General features: G+C 61.2%; 2 protein-coding genes and 1 pseudogene. 2 read left to right on the top strand and 1 reads right to left on the bottom strand.

Annotated elements, in window-relative coordinates; translation table 11 throughout:
• On the bottom strand, window positions 1-352 hold a 352-nt coding region (locus tag V7080_RS01825; protein ID WP_334186687.1), incomplete at its 3' end, for a hypothetical protein.
• Between the two features lie 76 nt (window positions 353-428).
• On the opposite strand from V7080_RS01825, the gene V7080_RS01820 reads away from it, so the two are divergent.
• Entirely contained in the window at window positions 429-1,250 is an 822-nt protein-coding gene (locus tag V7080_RS01820) for a lysophospholipid acyltransferase family protein (protein WP_334186686.1), read from the top strand.
• 70 nt (window positions 1,251-1,320) lie between these two features.
• Window positions 1,321-2,534: pseudogene (locus tag V7080_RS01815) on the top strand (TRC40/GET3/ArsA family transport-energizing ATPase); the annotation flags it as partial.

Genomic DNA, 2,534 nt, shown 5'->3' with positions numbered 1-2,534 from the left:
CGATGCCGTGGCGGCTCATTTCATGGACGAAACCCCTTCTCTCGAAGTCTTCCGCCAGATCATCGATCCCGGGCAGAAAAATAATCAGCCGTCTGCTTCTTGTGCCTGTGCCGTATTCCATCTTGAGAAGCGGTACCGGTGCGCCAGACAATGCGCCAAGCTTTGGCACAACGAGGGTCATTTTTGCCAGAACGGATCTGTTCAGGCGCTTGAGCCGATAGGTCAGGTGGGAAAGCATCGGGAATAGGCATTGGACGGTTTGAATGAAGGACATCGGTCGCGCGCAAGCGGCGGGACCGGCACAATCGCCATTTGCGTGCAATTGCGCTGCCCCTGCCTTGAGCAGGATCAATTCGCTCAACCGCAGGTTTTCCATGATGGTTGCATAGAATGAATCACAGGCTCGCGCCTGAAAGGATTTTGTCCCGATGAATGAAATCCCGACACCGCAGAAACCATCCCGATGGACAGGCGCCTCGCTTTCCCGGAAGCGAACCCCTGTACAGCGCGTTGGCGCATGGCTGTATGGCATCTACACCTGGATTATTTTTATCGTTCTCGTGTTGTCGTTCGCCGTCATTGCCTTCGTGGCCGGACGCCCGGACCGGTCGCGACGCCTGGCGCACCGATTTGCACGCTGGATGTTCGCTCTGACCGGTATATCAATTTCGGCCAAGGGACTCGACCGTCTTCCCGCCGGGCCGCATGTGCTGCTGTCAAATCACACCAGTTTTCTCGACGCCATCGTGCTCACCGCCCTGCTGCCTCCTTCCCCGGGATACACATTCACGACCAGGCAGGAGTTTCGCCTGCAACGGGTGCTTTGTCCTTTACTCAGAAGCGTGCGGACCGTTGTGCTGAAACCGACGGGGGATTCCCATCACGCCGGCAATGTGGAAATCATGAGGTCAGTCCTGGAGCGTGGAGAAAATCTGATGATATTCCCGGAAGGCGAATTCGGTCCCGAACCCGGGTTGAGAAGCTTGCATTCGGGCGCATTCGTAACGGCTGCGCAGGCAGGCGTGCCGATCGTGGTTGCCGGATTGCGCGGCGCCAGGGCCATTTTGCCATCCGGCAGCTGGCTGCCGAGGCGCGGATCCATCGTGTTTGAAATCGGTCCGACGCTGATGCCTGACAGTCAGAGTGCGGAGGATATTCATGCGTTGCTTGCCGCCGCCCGCAAGGCCATGATTGCGCTGGCCGGCGAGGGCGCTCGATTGCATGACGTCCGGACGGCTCCGGTTCCATAGACTCGCCCCCCAACACCGGACTGCGACGCCGTTGGCACTGCGGCGGTCACCACCTGATAAAGGATTCACGATGGGCTTTCTTGAACAGCCGCAATCATTCCTGTTTTTCACCGGCAAGGGCGGCGTCGGCAAGACGTCCATCGCATGCGCCGCCGCGGTGCGCTTTGCCGATGAAGGTAAGCGCATCCTTCTGGTAAGTACCGACCCGGCATCGAATGTCGGGCAGGTTTTCGGCATGCGCATCGGCAATACGATCACGGCGGTGCGGGACGTACCGCGCCTGCATGCATTGGAAATCGATCCGCAGGCGGCCGCGCAACGCTATCGCGACCGGATCATCGGTCCGGCACGAGGCGTCTTGCCGGACGACGTAGTCAACGGCATGCAAGAACAGCTGTCCGGCGCATGCACCACGGAAATTGCCGCGTTCGACGAGTTCACCGAACTGCTTACCGACGGCGCGCTGCTTCACGAGTACGACTGCATCATTTTCGACACCGCGCCGACCGGCCACACGATCCGCCTGCTGCAACTGCCCGGGGCATGGAGCAGCTTCCTGAACGATGGCAAGGGAGACGCTTCCTGCCTGGTTCTCGTGGCGCGCGCAGGCATCCACGCGGCGGGAGGCGGCACGCACCCATGACGAACTGCGGGCCATCGGGATCGGGCGGCAATACCTGGTCATTAACGGTGTACTGCCTGAATCGGAAGCCGCCCATGATCCGCTGGCGGCTGCCATCGTGCAACGCGAACAGGCAGCGCTCGCATCCATGCCTGACTCGCTGCGATCGCTGCCGGTTGATCGTATTCCCCTCAAACCGTTTAACCTGGTCGGTCTGGGGGCGTTGCGCCAGTTGTTCGGCACCGCTGGCGCGTCAACCGAACCAGACGCGGACGTGGCGGCGCCGATGCTGGCGCATGCCCCGGATCTTGCATCGCTGGTCGATGCGCTTGCCCAGGATGGCCACGGCTTGATCATGGTGATGGGCAAAGGCGGCGTCGGGAAGACGACGCTGGCCGCGGCGGTCGCCGTGGCGCTCGCGCGTCGCAACTACCCCGTCCATTTCACCACCTCCGACCCTGGCGCCCATCTGGCGGACACCCTGAGCGGGACACTTGAACATCTCACGCTCAGCCGTATCGACCCCCGTGTGGAAACCGAACGCTACCGGCAGACCGTTCTGGGCACCAGGGGCAGAAATCTGGATGCGCAAGGCCGTGCGATGCTGGAGGAAGACCTCCGCTCGCCATGTACCGAAGAGATTGCGGTGATCCAGGCGTTTT

The organism is Noviherbaspirillum sp. (assembly GCF_036846085.1).
Lineage (GTDB): Bacteria > Pseudomonadota > Gammaproteobacteria > Burkholderiales > Burkholderiaceae_D > Noviherbaspirillum.
This window is presented reverse-complemented; position numbering and strand designations above follow the sequence as displayed.

Excerpts from the sequence above, each read along its gene's own strand:
- V7080_RS01820 (WP_334186686.1), top strand. The coding sequence starts at position 429 with ATGAATGAAATCCCGACACCGCAGAAACCATCCCGATGGACAGGCGCC.